At 41.1% G+C, this 16,974-nt stretch carries 11 protein-coding genes; 3 read left to right on the forward strand and 8 right to left on the reverse strand.

Going from position 1 to position 16,974, the window contains the following annotated elements:
* Nucleotides 1-14 precede the first annotated feature (14 nt).
* Complete coding sequence (locus KSX81_RS22830; protein ID WP_044918141.1) at nucleotides 15-3,233, forward strand: fimbrial protein; 3,219 nt, start codon at nucleotides 15-17, stop codon at nucleotides 3,231-3,233.
* Between the two features lie 114 nt (nucleotides 3,234-3,347).
* Here the strand turns inward: KSX81_RS22830 and KSX81_RS22835 are convergent, their stop codons facing one another.
* Together KSX81_RS22835 and KSX81_RS22840 are read right to left on the reverse strand one after the other, a co-directional pair.
* Nucleotides 3,348-4,307, reverse strand: coding sequence for a hypothetical protein (locus KSX81_RS22835; RefSeq protein WP_004300446.1), 960 nt, complete (start codon nucleotides 4,305-4,307; stop codon nucleotides 3,348-3,350).
* Nucleotides 4,308-4,543: 236 nt separating this feature from the next.
* Nucleotides 4,544-5,503, reverse strand: a complete 960-nt coding sequence (locus KSX81_RS22840; RefSeq protein ID WP_022199371.1) for a hypothetical protein — start codon at nucleotides 5,501-5,503, stop codon at nucleotides 4,544-4,546.
* A gap of 200 nt (nucleotides 5,504-5,703) precedes the next feature.
* On the opposite strand from KSX81_RS22840, the gene KSX81_RS22845 reads away from it, so the two are divergent.
* Together KSX81_RS22845 and KSX81_RS22850 are read left to right on the forward strand one after the other, a co-directional pair.
* A complete protein-coding gene (locus KSX81_RS22845; RefSeq protein WP_217725675.1) occupies nucleotides 5,704-6,633 on the forward strand; it encodes a UDP-glucuronic acid decarboxylase family protein in 930 nt (309 codons plus the stop codon).
* Nucleotides 6,634-6,652: 19 nt separating this feature from the next.
* Nucleotides 6,653-7,786 (forward strand): hybrid sensor histidine kinase/response regulator, encoded by a 1,134-nt coding sequence (locus KSX81_RS22850; protein ID WP_004300451.1) that lies wholly within the window; start codon nucleotides 6,653-6,655, stop codon nucleotides 7,784-7,786.
* Nucleotides 7,787-7,882: 96 nt separating this feature from the next.
* Here KSX81_RS22850 and KSX81_RS22855 read toward each other — a convergent pair whose 3' ends face one another.
* The 6 genes from KSX81_RS22855 to KSX81_RS22880 are packed head-to-tail and all read right to left on the reverse strand — an operon-like array spanning nucleotide 7,883 to nucleotide 16,830.
* Nucleotides 7,883-10,762, reverse strand: coding sequence for a PD-(D/E)XK nuclease family protein (locus KSX81_RS22855; RefSeq protein WP_217725674.1), 2,880 nt, complete (start codon nucleotides 10,760-10,762; stop codon nucleotides 7,883-7,885).
* 31 nt (nucleotides 10,763-10,793) lie between these two features.
* A complete protein-coding gene (locus KSX81_RS22860) occupies nucleotides 10,794-11,801 on the reverse strand; it encodes an energy transducer TonB (RefSeq protein ID WP_022199373.1) in 1,008 nt (335 codons plus the stop codon).
* A 4-nt stretch (nucleotides 11,802-11,805) separates the two neighbouring features.
* A complete protein-coding gene (locus KSX81_RS22865; protein WP_004300454.1) occupies nucleotides 11,806-12,423 on the reverse strand; it encodes a radical SAM protein in 618 nt (205 codons plus the stop codon).
* The gene (locus KSX81_RS22870) at nucleotides 12,420-15,590 is read right to left on the reverse strand and encodes a UvrD-helicase domain-containing protein (protein WP_022199374.1); all 3,171 of its coding nucleotides are present in this window, start codon (nucleotides 15,588-15,590) and stop codon (nucleotides 12,420-12,422) included. Before KSX81_RS22870 ends, KSX81_RS22865 begins: the two co-directional genes overlap by 4 nt.
* Nucleotides 15,591-15,598: 8 nt before the next feature.
* Entirely contained in the window at nucleotides 15,599-16,225 is a 627-nt protein-coding gene (locus tag KSX81_RS22875; protein ID WP_217725673.1) for a YhcH/YjgK/YiaL family protein, read from the reverse strand.
* Entirely contained in the window at nucleotides 16,222-16,830 is a 609-nt protein-coding gene (locus KSX81_RS22880; protein WP_004300457.1) for an RNA polymerase sigma-70 factor, read from the reverse strand. Before KSX81_RS22880 ends, KSX81_RS22875 begins: the two co-directional genes overlap by 4 nt.
* Nucleotides 16,831-16,974 lie beyond the last annotated feature (144 nt).

The following is a 16,974-nucleotide window of genomic DNA, read 5'->3' on the forward strand; positions in this document are numbered from 1 at the left end:
AAGGAAATAGAAATATGCAATATGGGTTTTCAATAAAAAGAAAGTGCTATCTTTTGTCTGTTCTGTTGATGACGGTATGGCTTACCGGATGCGTACAGGAAGAATTTGAGTCGACGCCTTCTCCGGCAGGAAACGGTATTCGCTTTACATTAACGGTTCCCGATGTAAACCTCCCGTCCGTATCTTCGCGTACGATGACCGGAACGGGAACAGCAAAGAAAGAAGACGAAATAGAAACGGTGGATATTCTTGTTTTTGATATGTCAAAAACGCCGGCAGTATTTCTGGAATGGGCCAGCGCTACAGAAGTTACGCAGGATTTGGCTGACAATTCCACTGTGAGTTTCTCTGCCGTACTTTCTCCCACTACCGCATCTACCTGCATCGTGGTCGTAGCAAATAAGGAACTTGATGGTATTGTGTCGGGCTTCACGAAGGGAGTGACCACCAAGGTTCGGGCAATGGAAGAGATGCTTCACACCCAAACCGGCAAATGGCTGGCAGACGGCTCGACAACCGGTGGGTATACGCGGATTCCGATGTACGGGGAGAAGGTAATAAGCAAAATCACTCCTTCGATGAATCCGATAACCGACATTAATATGAAACGTATGCTAGCGCGTATCGATATCCGTAATAACAGTGTCACTTCAAATTTCACGGTCGAAGAGGTTTACCTGGCCAATTATAATACCACCGGATACATTGCTCCGGCATGGAACACAAACGGACAGGTTACTGAACCGGCTCCGGATACTCCTGTTCTCCCCACGGGCAGTGGTAAAATGACGGAGGAAGGGAATGCAATCCTTTATTCCGTAAATGGTAACACACCCTACGATGGGGAGATTTATACATTTGAGTCCCTGGCGGCAGGGGATGCCGGTGGTGCGGGACAAGACGGAGAAGCGAGCCGTAAAGATGCTACTTGCCTGATTGTGAAAGGAAAGATCGGTACGGGTGAATCGACATTTTACCGGGTGGATTTTACCAAAAACGGAAATACAGGAGAGCAGGTGGAATATTTGCCCTTGAAGCGAAACCATAAATACATCATTACCATTACTAAGGCGTTGGGTACCGGTTATAAAAGTTTTAGCGAGGCGTTGGCATCTTATACAGTCATGTCCAACCTTAAAATCCGGTTGATACACTATGACCGTGACAAAGTCAAAGATGTAGTCTACAATGGGCAATATATGCTCGGAGTGGGTGAATCGGAGGTCGCTGTAACTCAATACCAGAATAATAGTTATGCCATAGACGTTTTTACTGACAGTCCCGGCGGCTGGAAGGCCACCGTTACTGCAGGGAGCGACTGGCTCAAATTTGAAGGTGGAGCTGATGCGGCATCGGGCGTTGCGAACGATGATACCCAACTCAAATTGAAAATTCCATATTTTAATAATGAAAATATTGGCGTTGGGCGTAAGGCTACTGTTACGTTGACGGCAGGGCGCCTGACTCACAATATTGAAGTGACACAGTATACAATAGATCCGGGAATTATCAAATTTGTCGATGCATACGGAAATGTGTTGGAGAGAGGTCTTTTTTTTCCAATTCGAAATCCTGATGGCGACGAACTCCCTCTCGAACCGCAGACGGTGTATGTCATGTTTTCTGTGGATAGGATAGAAGGTAAGCTTTATGGCACTGGCGGTGTCAATATGGTCCAATATAATGCCGGCGGTTTGATTCCGCAATTAGACAGGACGAATGCGATACCGTTCAGTGAAAGAGTACAGGCGTTTACCATACAGCCTAATCCGCGAAGAGCAGGCGATGGTACTGTTGAAGATGGTGCAGGCTGGTGGTGGCGTTGGGACTTTATGTTGTTCGACCTGTACGATAAGGAAGGATACCTTACTCAAGTACAATTCCCCATCAATCAGGGGGAGCTGGAGTTTTCACTCCGATATCTTTCCACTACAGTCAATAGTCGTACTTATAAAGTCAATCTGGGTGCGGAACAATACTTGCAATTGTTTGTCAATAACAATTGGGAAATTATGGATATTGAGGAATTGAATATAACGAACGATGATGGCACCGGACTGATTCGGACCGATTCGGATAATGATGTAATTATAGGTAGAAAGAATGCGGACGACAAGATGTATCTTGAGTCTATCATAGGCTATGATGACGGCAAGGGAAATGATGTGGTTGGTCATGGATACGATTTCAGGCTGAAGCTTCACCCCGGCAAGTGGAAAGAAGGAAAAAGCGGAACGATAAGAATCACGTTCAGAAATGTAATGCATACCGTGGCGGATGAAGAATTCCCGTTTTATCGTACGATTGACCTTCAGATGGTGTCCGAAACCAAATCTTACACAACTGCCGGGGAACCTCTTTTCTATCTTTATCCGCTTCGGTTTGATAATAGGAGATATTATAACGGAACTAACCAAAGTGTGGGGCGATTGGAAAATGTAGCCGATGCGGAGGATATCTGTAGGAATATAGGCGATGGTTGGCGTCTGCCTACTGCTAGTGAACTGTTGCTGTCATTTGTCTATGAAAATGCTTTGGGTGGTAATGCGATTAACAGTAATTATCATGACGGTCAGAATATATATGGGTGGTATCAAAACTGGACAGGTAACTACTGGTCTTCATCATACTATGAGGCTAAAGGCTCTACAACACGTTTTGGGATGGAAATGTCGGCAGGTTATCCGGATTCCGCACCTGTTAGTAATAATAATTATTTTCGTTGCGTAAGGGATAATACAAATAGCGGAAAGAAGTACCCTTATTTGATGGTAGAATCCTCGGGGGTCACTATTGTCTCTCGCGATGCCAGTGGAGGAACAGATCCTTCGGTGTTATTTGCTTCAGGTGAAACTCCGGATACAAGTGGCGCAATGAATAAGGTTGCTCCTAAGTTTCAGATTGAAAATTCCAGTAGTAATGGTAAAACTTGGGCGGAAGCAAAAGCGGCATGCGAAAGCAAAGGGAGTGGCTGGCGTCTACCTACTCAGCGTGAGATGTATTTAGTACTCAGTATGGGAGGGGCTGTTACCAATATCGAAAACCAAGGTTTCGGTGACTCGACTACTTGGACAGGGAACGGATTCGAGAAGATTAGTGCTGTGCACTGGACATTGACTTCACGCGATAGCAACTATTGGCTGGTCGGACATAATAATGGTGAATTCGGCGCATGGGCTACGGTAGAGTCCACAACTTGGGCTTGGTATCGTTGTGTGCGCACAATAGAATAAAAGCTAAAAGAACTGTATCAGAATGTTGTTTGTCTTCATTCTGATACAGCTCGTCTATTAAATCCTTTTCTTTTTATTCCTAGAATCCACAATGTTTAGTGTGTTTCCCTTTGTTTACAACGTATTGATAACTTCCAACTGCTTTTGCAAGAAAGCAATACGCTGTGCTTCTCCACTTTCCGAAACCAGAATAGAGTGGCGCTTCAACGATTGAATCCAATTGCGTTGCATCTGGCAGATATATGAGCTTTGCGAATCCATCGAGTTGATAGAATATACCCGCAGCAGACTGACTTGGTAATCATGTTTCTCGATATAGCTGTAAGTGGCTTCGAAACTGATATTGGACAGATAGAAAGACACTTTCTTGTTTTCGCTGAACTCTCCCTTTATGGACAGATGTTCTACCACGCCAAGTAACTGAAGAAGTTCTTCTTTCAAATGCATGACATCGTCCTTGTTTATCAGATTCAGGCTGGCAAAGTACTTGATCTCTTTCACAAAAGAATAAAAGATATTTGTGTCCCAGATGAAAAACGTTTTTGGACACTGTCTTATACTTTCACTCAGCTTCTTATGCACATTGACGATCCGTTCATCCACAGACATGTCTTCCAAAGAATGTGGCGTCTTTATATCCCCATTCTGATACATCCATCGGCAAAGACGGAATTTAGACAAATTCTCATAGGAAGAATAAAGTGTAAAGGGAAGGGAATTGGATGCAGTATACACCTCCGTCGTATTATCTGTTTTCACATAGTCGAAAATTTGCAGATAACGGTTGATTATTTCGTAATAACTTTCCAGCGCACTAGTGGCATGAAGTAAGTTCAGGTCGAAAGTAACTTTATTAGATACATGGCTACCTACAATCTGGTCGATAGAAATACCGAGTTTTTGAGAAAGCAGCGCTACTTCGTCTATTGTAAAAGACACCTCACCCCTCAATCTGCGATAGACAGCTTCCTTTCCCATGCATAAAATGTCAGCCAAAGTATTGGCCAGATTCATATCTTGAGGAATTCGCTCCCTCATTGTAGATATTAATTCGTTTAGAATACCATTTTTCATTGTTTGTTCCTTTAATTTTAATGTTAATAATCTCTGTGATACATTCTATGCAAAATTACGTCTTGTGTTTGAAAGATTTGTGTGGAAAAACAGAGATGAATGTATGTGTTTTTTTCTGATTGGGAATCAAACAGAAGTGGTGAGGACAGGGAATGAAAAAAAGTAGATAAGAATCTTATCTACTTTCATTTATTGGAACTGATTTTTTATTGAAGTTCTAATCTACGAAAATAAAATTAAAGAGCGTCAATAATTTCTCGCTGTTGTTTGAAGAATTGAATACGCTGCATTTCACCGCTTTCGGATATCAAAGTGGAGAACTTTTTCAGAGATTGAATCCATTCTTTTAAGGTACAGAAAATTTCGTTGTCCATCGTGGTAATGGAGTTGATGGAATAAATACGTATGAGGCTCAGTTGCAGGTTATTGGTGTCTACATAGCTATATGTTGCCTCGAAGTTGATATTCGACACATAGATGCGTACACGATTGCCATCGGCTGTCTTGCCATTGATAGCCAGTTTTTCCAGTTCGTCCGCCAATAAGAATAATTCATTTTTGATTTCTTCTTTTGTTTCGTCGGAAATGAGATGGATGCTGGCGAAGTATTGGATATCGTTGATTAGGTGTTGGAAAATCATATTATCCCATATATAGTCTATGGAGTGGATATGACGTGTCATTGCTACATAGTCTTTCTGGATATTGACCAGTTTCGGTGGAATATCCAACTCTTCGAAACTCTTGCAATCAATATATTTATTCTGGTACATCCATTTGAATAAACGGAATTTTGCCAGAAGTTCATGTTTCAGATAGAGAGTCTGGGGAATAATGTTGGCAGAAGTTCCCATTACAGAATTCGGGTCATCCGGCATCGTATTGATCAGCGAGACATATTTTTCAAGGATATTGTAGTAACTCTCGAACGGGTCATCATAATCTACAATGTTTATATTGAACATGGCGTTCGATTTGAAACTTAGTCCTATAATCTTGTCTAGCGATATACCCAGTTTTCTTGAAATAAGGGCTGACTCTTGTAAGGTGAAAGGTACTTCACCGCGCAATCTTCTGTATACTGCCTCTTTTCCTATGTATAGCGTGTCCATTAACATATCTGCCAGTTGTCCTTTGAGCGGAAGCTTTTCTTTCATCGCTTCTATCAGGTTTGCATTTGGATTATTTGTCATCATAATAGTTCTAATAAATAATACTTTTCTATTATAAACATTTGTCAGTGGCAAGTTGTTTCGGAAATTGAAACTATTTAAATCTGCTTTTTTTTAAAATATCCTCTCCGAAAATTGTTTATTTTAAGCAAATCGGTTACATTTGTGACCATAAACAAAACGAAGAGACAGCGTCTCTTTAGTAAACAATAGAAATATTTAGAATGAAAAGAATATTGGTAAGTGGCGGAGCCGGTTTTATAGGCTCTCATCTCTGTACACGGCTTATAAACGAAGGTCACGACGTGATATGCCTGGATAATTTTTTTACGGGTTCGAAAGATAATATCATTCACTTGATGGATAATCATCATTTTGAGGTGGTGAGGCATGATGTCACTTATCCTTATTCGGCTGAAGTAGATGAAATCTATAATTTGGCCTGTCCTGCATCTCCTATTCATTATCAACATGACCCGATTCAAACTGCCAAAACATCTGTGATGGGGGCTATTAATATGCTGGGATTGGCAATGAGACTGGATGCCAAGATTCTGCAAGCTTCTACGAGCGAGGTATATGGAGATCCAATCGTTCATCCGCAACCGGAAAGCTATTGGGGAAATGTGAATCCGGTGGGGTACCGGTCTTGCTATGATGAGGGAAAGCGTTGTGCAGAAACGTTATTTATGGATTATCACCGTCAGAACAATGTGCGTGTGAAGATTATCCGTATTTTTAATACGTATGGTCCGCGAATGTTGCCGAATGACGGACGGGTTGTTTCTAATTTTATTCTTCAAGCGTTGAATAATGAAGATATAACGATATATGGTGATGGGAAGCAGACACGCAGCTTCCAGTATATTGATGATTTGATTGAAGGAATGATAAGAATGATGAATACGGAGGACGAGTTTACAGGTCCTATAAACCTGGGGAATCCGAATGAATTTCCGGTATTGGAATTGGCGGAAAGGATCATTAGTATGACCGGTTCATCTTCGAAGATTGTATTTAAGTCTTTACCGGATGATGATCCGAAGCAACGCCAACCGGATATTACATTGGCTAAAGAGAAATTGGGCTGGCAGCCTACTGTTGAACTTGAAGAGGGGCTGAAGCGTATGATTGAATATTTTAAAAATGCCTGAAGCATAAAAAAAGAAAATTATGAATATGGAAATTAATCCTTCTGAATATAAAGTCCTTATTGTGGACGATGTAATATCAAACGTCCTTTTATTAAAGGTACTTTTGACCAACGAGAAATTCAAAATTGTGACTGCCGGTAATGGAACACAGGCATTGGAACAAGTGAAGAAGGAAAATCCGGATCTTGTATTACTGGATGTAATGATGCCGGATATTAGTGGCTTTGAGGTAGCTCAACAAATGAAAGCGGACCCCGAAATGGCTGAAATTCCCATTATCTTCTTGACTGCTCTAAACAGTACAGCGGATATCGTAAAAGGATTTCAAGTGGGTGGTAATGACTTTATTTCAAAGCCATTCAATAAAGAAGAATTGATTATTCGTGTGACGCACCAGATTTCGTTGGTTGCAGCGAAAAGAATCATTGTTGCACAAACGGAAGAGTTGCGTAAGACGATCATGGGACGCGACAAACTCTATTCTGTGATTGCACATGACTTGCGTTCACCAATGGGATCTATCAAGATGGTATTGAATATGCTGATTCTGAATCTGCCAAGCGAAACAATTGGTGATGAGATGTATGAATTGCTGACAATGGCTAATCAGACAACAGAAGATGTATTCTCATTGCTTGATAATCTGCTGAAATGGACGAAGAGCCAGATTGGTAAACTGAAAGTGGTTTATCAGGATATTAATATGGTGGAAGTCGTAGAGGGCGTAAGTGAAATCTTTACGATGGTGGCCAGTCTGAAAAATATTAAGATAGTACAAGATGTGCCTGTAGAGAATGTGGCTGTTCGTGCTGATATTGACATGATTAAGACGGTGATTCGTAATTTAATCAGTAATGCGATTAAGTTTAGCAATGAAGGTTCGGAAGTAGTGGTGTCACTGGCAGAAGAAGACGGTATGGCAATCGTAAGTGTGAAAGACAGTGGTTGCGGTATTGATGACGAAAATCAGAAGAAGTTGCTGCATACCGATACTCATTTCAGTACCTTTGGTACAAACAATGAAGAAGGTTCGGGACTCGGATTGTTATTGTGTCAGGACTTTGTTGTCAAAAATGGCGGTAAACTTTGGTTTACTTCAAAGAAGGGAGACGGGTCTACATTTAGTTTCTCAATTCCATTGTTGGAGAAATAAGATAACTATAGATAATACGACTAGAAATAATAAGGGCACGGTTTGCATGAATATGTAAATCGTGCCCTTATTTAATTGGTATATTCTATTTTCGGTTTATCGTTTGCAGATAGCCTTAAAATCGCAATACGAACATTTTTTAGTATCTTCTGTCTGCGTAAAAGGCTCTTCTTCGCTGAATATTTCTTCTAATAATGTTTGCAGGCGTTCACGGAATTCATCTTCAAAGAAAGCGAAGTTGTTTACCGGTATTTTCGGTTTACGAGGTTCTCCCATTTCAATAACAGGCGAATAGTTTTCCGATGCTGCCCGGTGGATGTAGAGCAGAGCAGGAGCTACCATTAACGATTGTTGCCGGCTCATGATAGCAGCATACAGAAAAGTCTGGAAGATATAGTTCGGGCGTGTTTCCGATGGGGTGAACAGTTGCTTGATATTAGCAGGTATTTTAGGGCTTCCTCCTGTTTTGTAGTCAACAATCCGCAGGGTACTTTCTTTTGCATCCATACGGTCGATTGTGCCACCCAGACGGAGAGTGAACGGTCCTTGTCCTGTTTGTATAGTAATCTCTTCTGAAACTTTCTTTTCCATAGCGACCATTTCGAAAGGAGTATATTGAAGGTCGTTACGCAGCAATTGTTTCAGATAGGAAACAATTACTTTAGAGTTGATAAGTTGTATACCATTATATTCGGGTTTTTCTTCGGGAGAAACTTTGAATAATTCTTTTTTGAAGGCTTGGTCAACGTAGCTTTGTAGCTTCACGTCATTGCGTAATAAGCGTTCAAGATCTTCTTTCTGTATCGTTTTTCCGGTTGCAGTCAGGTCGGTGTATGCTAATTGGGCGGAGAGGTGGAAAATGGTTCCGAATAGAGCGGAATCAATTTCAGCACTCACTTCGTCCGGTGTTTTCAAGCCCGCTACATAGCGGTAGTAGAATCTCAACCGGCAATCCAGATAAGCATTAAGGGCGGAAGGAGAGAGAACCAGTGAATTTGGATGAGTGCTATCGTAAGCACGATAGATTCGTCTTAGTACTTCAGGTGTTTTTTCTACTCGTATCTCTTGGGTACTTTGCGGAGATTGTCCGGCTTCCAGATACTCGCGAGTGATATCGTGCGGACCTTCTACCAGTAATTGCAGCATAAAGCGGGATTCTTCTCCACGATTCAGGTCATCCGAAGAAGTATTGTAGAGTAGAGTGATATTCTCTGCCCGTTGTATCAGGCGATAAAAGTAGTAGGCATATACTGCGTTTTTATGTTCGATAGTGGTCATACCGAAAGCTTTCCTCAGATTATAGGGAATAAAAGAAGACTCTCCTCCGGATTTGGGTAATTGCCCCTCGTTGAGAGATAGCATGATAAGATTCCGGAAGTCCAGATTACGTGTTTCCAGTACTCCCATGACTTGCATTCCGATAGCAGGTTCTCCGTGAAATGGTATGTTGGAAGATGTCAGTACTTTGGTTATCAGTCGTTTTAGCGTATCTGTGCGTATGCTTAGTTCTCCGCTTTCAATCAAACTATAGAGACGATTGATTTTCGTATGGCTTTGAAAGAGGGATTCTCTATAAAGTTGGTTGAAAATATCATTATACTCTCCTTCTTTCCGATAAATGGTTGAAATGTTTTTGATTAATTCGATCAGATAATCGCATAGTTCTTTTATACCATTACGGGGAGTGAAGAGGGTAGTTAGAAAATCATCCTGTTTAAGTTCTGACGGAAGTGGATAAAAACGGTTTGTTTGGGTCAGTTCACGTTCCAGGGGACCGGCATGGGATGATAATTGCTGGGTATAGGGATGCTTCAATATGGCGGATACTGCCTCGTAAGTGAATCGGCCGGTATCGGAGCGGTAACCATTGGTTTGCAGTTCCATTACGGCATTGATAAAGCTATAAACAGGAGTTTGAGCCAATGGGAATCCCATGGTGATATTGACATTCTTCACTTCCTGCGGAATGGAATGAAGTACGGGAAGCAACAGAGCTTCATTACAAAGCACTACAGCATTTTCTTTTTCCTTTTCTACGGTAATTTGTGAATGATCGTTTGTTATCGCCTTAATCCATCCGGGAAGGAAACGTGCTTGGGCATTCTCGGTAGAAGCGGAAATATAACGTATTTTCTTCGGTTCTTTAAAGGTGTTGAAAAAGCTTTCCGGGAGTTCGTTCGGAAATTCCTCGAGATTACGTTTCAGGAATTCTCCGGCCTCATGTTTTTTGATTTGTTGGGTGTAGAAGATATCATAGTCCCAATAGAAGAGTGCCTTGCCCGCATCTTTCAGTTTTCTGAAAAAGTCACTTTCTACTTTGTTCAAAACATTGAACCCGACAAATATGTATTTGTCGTATTTGAGTTGGTCGGTATCGAGTTGTTCGATCACGTTCCGGTAGAGCATGCCTTCGTAAGCAATGCCTAACTCTGTCAGGTTCGCACGGTAACGATGGTAGATAGTACCTAGCTTGTCCCAAAGGGAAATAAATTTTTCTTTTAGTTCGGTCCGTTTTTCAATGGAGAAATTCTGAAAAAACTGTTGTATGGCTTCTTCCTGCTCTTTGTCAAGGAATTCATAGTCATCCATCAGATTTTTCAAATCTTGTAGATTGCTGAATAATTTGTCGGCATCGACCATATTCTTATCTACATCATCAAAATCACTAATCAACAATTCGCCCCAGAAGTAGAAATCGTCCAATGTTTCCTGACTCCGTGTTTCCTCTTTGAACACTTTATAAAGTTCGCAGACCAATCGAATAGGATCGCCGCTTTTCTGTACGGATAGTTTCTGAAACAGGTCGCTGATACTCATGGCAGCTGGTGACCAGATCGGTTTATCGGATTCTCCTGCTAAATATTCATTGAAGAACAAGTTAGCACGTTTATTAGGGAAAACGAGTACCGTACGTGACAGGTCGTTTCCTATCTTGGTATATAAATCATGAGCGACTAGTTGGAGAAATGATTGCATATTGATTAAACTATTTTTCTGATTCTTGTATTTATTGTAATCGGAACATAACAGGAACGGTGAAATAAACGGCAACTTTAGTACCATCTTCCAATTCTCCCGGTTTCCATTTAGGCATTTGATTAATGACACGTAAAGCTTCTTTGTCTAGATAAGGATCTACGCCGCGTACAACTTTTGGTTTGACTATATTTCCTTCCTTATCAACGATGAACTGAATAATAGTACGCCCCTGTACACCATTACCTCCTAATCCTGCATTAGGGTGTTGAATCTTTTTTGCAAGAAATACCATGAGAGCTTTCTGTCCTCCAGGAAATTCGGGCATAACAGCTACTTCCTCATAAACGTCAGGATAGTTTATACGAGTATAAGTGATTCTCAATTCCGGGCCATACATCGCACTGAATGAAAGCATCAGATTGTATGTCACTTGTACTGTCTCATTTGCCAATATGCCGGGTGTCCAACGAGGAATGAGAGACATGACCCTTAATATTTCAGCTTCAACTTTGGGGTGTATCTTGCGGGTAATCTTAGGGTTGATAACTTGTCCGTCATAATCTATAGTGAATTTTACATCAGTGTATGTATTATTAGCAATACTATCTATTTCTGAATAACGAAGATTTTCTTTCAGAAATTCTATAAATTTTTCTGTTCCTCCGGGAAATTCCGGTAGCTTTTCCGGACCATAAAAGGGGGCTTCCCCTTTCATGTCTTTTTCTTGTATCAGGCTGTCAGCAGTAATGGTCCAATTCATTTTAGGGCATTGCAGTGTTTCTGCGTCCAATGAAGTAGGAGGTATTATTGTAAGTATACCAGTTGATAGTCCAAACAGAGTGATGGCCTTACCTACACGGCGTTTTCGTTCAAGCTGTTGCTCCAAATATCGAACTTCAGCTTCGCATTTGGGGCAAGTACCCAAACAATCTCCCTGATACTGACATTCAGAGGTAATGAATTCAATATCATTCGCTTCGGCTATCTGCCGACGAATCTCTTTTAAGATTTTACAGGTTTGTTTTCCTCTTGCCATGGCATTAATCATTAGGGGTTTTATAGGTGAATCGGTCGAATTGGGTGATTCCCATTTCTTTCAAAAGTTCTATGCTTTGGTCAATATCCTTCTCCGTATTATAAGAAGGGATGAGTGGTGTCCGGATAACGATTTGCTTGGCTTTGTCTTTCCCGATTAAATATCGCAAATTACTTAAGACGTTTTCATTATTCTTTCCGGTATATCGCTGATAGATGTTATTATTCATATCTTTGATGTCGACTATGTAATTGTCTATAATAGAAATCAGTTCTTCTACATTCTGTTGCGGAACATTGAGAGAGGTTTCGACAGTGATTCTCCATTCTGGGCCACAGAGTTGGCGGAATTGCCTGATAAATTCGCTTTGTAACAAAGGTTCTCCACCGCCAAATGTGACTCCTCCGCAACTCGCCAGGAAATAAAGTTCATCTTTGCGTACTTCCTCGTAGAGCTGGTTACAATCATAGCTCTCCCAAACACCATCGGGCTGCAAAGATGTCGGATTGAGACAATATTTGCAACGCAACGGACAGCCATGGAAAGCAACTAATGTTGTAACTCCTTCACCGTCAATCGTTAGTCGATGACGGGCAATGCCGATGAGAGGAACAGCTTTCATACTTTTTCTATTTTTTCTTCATCCACATACCACAAGTAGCCGGTGATATTTTTATATCCCATCTTGGTAAGAAGTTGCATATATCCTTTCACTTGTTTGTTATATTTAGGATTTTCCTTACCAAACTTGAAATCGACTACAACAACCTGATCGTCCTTCATCATTACACGATCCGGACGACGGGTTTGCAGAACTCCTTTTTCTTTATAGATAATAGCACATTCATTAAAGAGTGTCCATTTTCCGGAATACCAATCTTGAATTTCAGGAGAAGAAAAAGCTTTCTTTGCAACTTCACGAGCCACTTTTTCTTTCTCATCATTTCTGATAACTCCTTCAAAAATAAGCCGTTCAATGGCTGGATCGATATCTTCTGCAGTTTCGATGACAGAAAATAAAGTATGTAACATACGTCCGCGGTTGATAAAGCGGTCGTCCGAATCTTCTTCTTCAATGCCCTGAATGAAGTCAGCAGAGCGGTTGGACTGACGAAATTCAATATCATGCCGCATGGATTCCATCCGAATAGAGAGTTTCTCTGGTTTCTGGGTTAGCTTGTTTGTGGATGTCTTGATTCTTTCTTTTTCGGAAGGGCATAGTTGTCCTTGCTCGTAACAGTCTTCTTCCCAGTCAATCCCTTCTTCTTGGGCTACTATCGGTAGGGTGTTTGCCAATAGTTCGGACATGGTACCTTTTTGACTTTTTCTACTCCAGATAATGAGATTTTTTCCAGCGCGGGTAAAAGCAACGTATAGTAGATTGAGATTATCTACCCAAAGTTGAAGACGTTCTTGCAGGTAGTCGTTACCATAAATCGATTCAGCCATTTGGGTGGAATAGTTAATAGGAAGAATATCCAATGTATTGAATGGTGCTGTTTGCGGGGCACACCATACTAGCTGATTATTGGTTTCATTCTCCAGTTTCCAGTCGCAGAAAGGAAGGAGTACGGTATGGAATTCCAATCCTTTGGATTTGTGTATGGAGAAAATCCGGATACCTTCTACTTCTCCACTCGGAATTGTTTTACTGCATAATGTTTCGTCCCAATACCGGATGAATCCGTCTAGCTCGGAAGAGTTGCTTTGCAGATAATCGGTCACCGCATCAAAGAAAGCGAATAAATAAGCATCCTGATCTTTGATAAGATTCATCTCGAATATGCTGAAAAGTTCTTCTAAAAGCTCATAAAGAGGCATTAGCCTTAGTTCCTTTGTCTTTTCAAGAAAAGCGGCGGGAAGATAATTCTCGGCAGGGAGGAGTAGGAGAGTATTCCAATCCAGTCCTTTCTGTAAAACCTCGTTTTGATAGGCTACGGCCAGTTGGGCACGTGCTATTTTATTATTTTCATCGGAAAGGAATCGCAGTGCATCCAGCATCATACAAATGGCAAGAGAGGCGTCAAGGCGGAAGGCTTCGTCTGATACCACTTTATAGTGTAGCTCCTTATCGAAGTAGTCGGCGATTCGGGGAATACTTTTATTTTTTCGTACCAGGATGGCTATATCATTCAGTCGTACTCCGGAGGTGAGGAGATGTTGCACTTCTTCTCCCAGACTGATTAATGTCTGTTCGGTATAACCATGTTCTTCGTCGGGTTCGAGAAAAGAGACTTTTACATATCCTTTTTCTGTACTTCGGGGAGATTCCTGCACAACGTCGGCATAGGCTTTCTGCAGATCCTCACAATCCTTGCCTAACTGTTGCTTATATACTCCGTTCAGATAGTTGGCGGCAGCTGTGAAGATTTGGTTATTAAACCGGATAACATTGGTTTCACTTCTCCGGTTGGTAGCTAATGTCTTGACGCGGATCGGGAAATGTTCGATGTGATTATTCAGGCTGTTGAGAATTCCCCAATCGCCATTTCGCCAACGATAAATGGATTGTTTAACGTCTCCTACAATCAAACTGTCTGCTCCTTGAGACAATCCTTCCAGTAAGAGCAATTTGAAATTTCCCCATTGCATCCGGCTGGTATCCTGAAACTCATCTATCATGACGTTATGGATATTCGTTCCTATCTTTTCGAATACAAAAGAGGAGTCACCGTCTTTCACCAGTTGATGGAGCAGGGCATTCGTATCTGATAATAGAAAACGATTGTTGTCGTGATTCAACTGACGTACTTCTTCATCGATATTGGCGAGGAGTTGCACTTTGTTGAGATGTTGCAGGGATAATCGGCAACTATTCAGTAACAAATTATTCTTGGAACGTAACTTTTCAGCATCTTCCAGAATTTGCATGAGACTAGAGTTGGCTAAATTAATGATGTCCGCGTAGCGGGGAGAAGTCTTGGTTGCCCAGTTCTTTGCGTCTTCCAGACATTTTTCTACTGTAGCATTACGGATATCATTGCCTAAAATACCATTATTAAGTTTACGAAAATAACTTCCGATTCCGCGTGAACCGTTTTTCAGATCATCAGCAGTCAGTGCGTGTCCATCCAGTTCTCCTTCGAATTGGTCGTAGAATCCTTTCATTTGCTCCAGAATTTCCGTTTTCAGCGCTTTCAGTTGCTTGCGATACTCTTTGATGGTATCAGGGTTTCGTAACCGTTGCCGGAGTCCTTCTCCCTTTTCAATATAACCTTCATCGAAAATATTGCGTCCGAAACTTTTTACTTCGTCCGACACGTTCCAACGTTTATCGTCGGCAATTCGTTCGTTGATATAATCGAGTAACCATGCGAGAACGGGAGAAGTGGGTCCTAGTTTCTCAATCATGCTATCTACAGCGTCACTAAGAACTTCGGTGTTATTTAACTCAATATTCAGATTCGGGCTAAGTTCCAGTTCCCGTGCGAGATTGCGCATGACAGATTGAAAAAATGAGTCGATAGTCTCTACCCTGAACCGGCTGTAATCATGCAGCATATAGCTAAGGGCGACGCCTGCCGCTTCCCGTATCTCCTGTTCGGTTTTTCCTGTCTCTTCTTTAATTCGGTTGAGGTAGGCTTCGGAATCTTTATCGCCTATCTGTATGCCGTAAAGCTGACTAAGAATGCGTTCTTTCATTTCTGCAGTTGCCTTATTGGTAAAGGTGACAGCGAGAATTTGCCGGTAGGCGCGGGGATTGAGAATTAACAGTTTGATATATTCCACTGCCAGGGTAAATGTCTTACCCGAACCTGCGGAGGCTTTATAGACTAAAAGTTCACTCATGTTTCTGTTTATGGGATATATTCGATTTTAGCAACAATGACCCGTATGTCCTCCGGTTCTTTCCCTGCCTTTACCAATGCCTGATGAAAGTTTTTGGGGAAGAACATGAAGAATGTATCCGGAGTGGAATCTACATATTTTATTTTCTTGGCTTTGTAGAAAGTAACATCCGGTTTGTATTCAGTGATAGGCTCTGCATATTCTGCTGAAGTAATTCCGAAACGTTCGGTGCCTTTCACTATATATTGCAGATCAATACCATGGCGGTGTGCTTCGATTTTACGTTTACTGACATCTTGTGTTGTTGCATCCTGTACATTGATGTAACAATGTTCGCCATCCACTTCATATCGTCCGGCAGGCATATTCGCAAGGTCGTGGGTAGCTATCCATTGGAAAGTCTTGTCCCACACTTTCTGGTTCTTATGATATTGTGACGCAAATTCCTGATAATCGGTTGTTTTATGAGGCATTGCCTTCAGTCCGTTTGCCCATTCTTGTTTTTGTGTCCATTGACGGGCTTGTTTAAGAGTCCAGTTATCAGCGGATTCTTGTGAACACACGTTTTCAGTGAAGAAGAAAAGAAAAAGTCCGATAAACAGGCTTGAACTACTAAATACAAATTTTGATTTCATGATTGTTCGAAAAAATTAGGTCCGAAAATAAGTATGAATAAAGGTAGATAGTCTTTTAAAGCTACTCGCAATAACTTTAAGGCTTGTCCAATCCTGTAATTAATCGTTTGTGGAGATACATTCAGCTTCTCGGCAATTTCTTTATGCGTCAGATGTTGATTGCGGTTCATCTCGTAAGCTTCGAGATATTCTTTCGGAAGTTTTTTTAGTGCTTCTTCATATAAACGGAAAAGCTCATCACTCAAATAGAAGTCCGGGTTATTGAACTCACTATCATATTTATCAACGATTTCCTGATGAACTTTTCGTTTGATCTCAAAATGGGAAAGACGGTTGAGAGCTTTGTTCTTGACAATCGTAAAAAGAAGTGTTTTGAGTGTCAACTCTTCCATAAGAGTGCAACGATTTTCCCACAGCCACATCATCGTTTCTTGTACAATCTCCTCTATTTCTTCCTGCTCACCTACATACTGGGAACAAAAAGCACATAGCCTACGGAAATAATGTCTGTAGACGACGTCAAAAACTTTTTCTTCTCCTGCTTTTAGGGCAGTGATAACGGACTTATTATTATTAATATCCAAATATATCGGAGATTGTGACATTCTCTTTTAATTTATGTAAGACAAAAATAATGAAAGAAGTAGATAAATGAAATAAAAATGCGAGAAAAAATATTTTTTTCTTTTTCTCTTTAGTATATTTGTACTCACAACTGTATTACTACAAAGGTATTATAGTTTTTTTTG

Origin of the sequence: Bacteroides sp. MSK.18.37 (assembly GCF_019129155.2) — a bacterium.
GTDB classification, from domain to species: domain Bacteria; phylum Bacteroidota; class Bacteroidia; order Bacteroidales; family Bacteroidaceae; genus Bacteroides; species Bacteroides ovatus.